The sequence below is a fragment of the Bowmanella yangjiangensis genome (assembly GCF_017255015.1).
GTDB lineage: Bacteria > Pseudomonadota > Gammaproteobacteria > Enterobacterales > Alteromonadaceae > Bowmanella > Bowmanella yangjiangensis.
On record NZ_JAFKCS010000893.1, the window covers coordinates 1 to 290 of the forward strand.

At 68.6% G+C, this 290-nt stretch carries 1 protein-coding gene; it reads left to right on the plus strand.

Annotated elements, in window-relative coordinates; translation table 11 throughout:
- Positions 1–277, plus strand: a 277-nt coding sequence (locus J0A65_RS27115) for a chorismate mutase (RefSeq protein ID WP_206597254.1), incomplete at its 5' end; no start/stop codon positions are given.
- Between the last annotated feature and the right edge of the window lie 13 nt (positions 278–290).

The following is a 290-nucleotide window of genomic DNA, read 5'->3' on the forward strand; positions in this document are numbered from 1 at the left end:
GCGCCAGCGTATCGACGAGATCGACCGCGCCATGGTCGAGCTCATCGCCCGGCGCGGTGGTTTCGTCGCGCAGGCGGCGCGGTTCAAGAAGGACAGTGCCGATGTACGTGCCCCGGCACGCGTCGAGCAGGTCATCGCCAAGGTGCGGGCACTTGCCAGTCAACGCGGGGCCTCGGCCGAGGTGGTCGAGCAGGTGTACCGCGCGATGATTGCCGCATTCATCGACGAGGAACTGCGTACGCATGCCGCGCTCGGCGCCGAGGCTGGCGCCGTCTGAGGCGGGCAAGGTT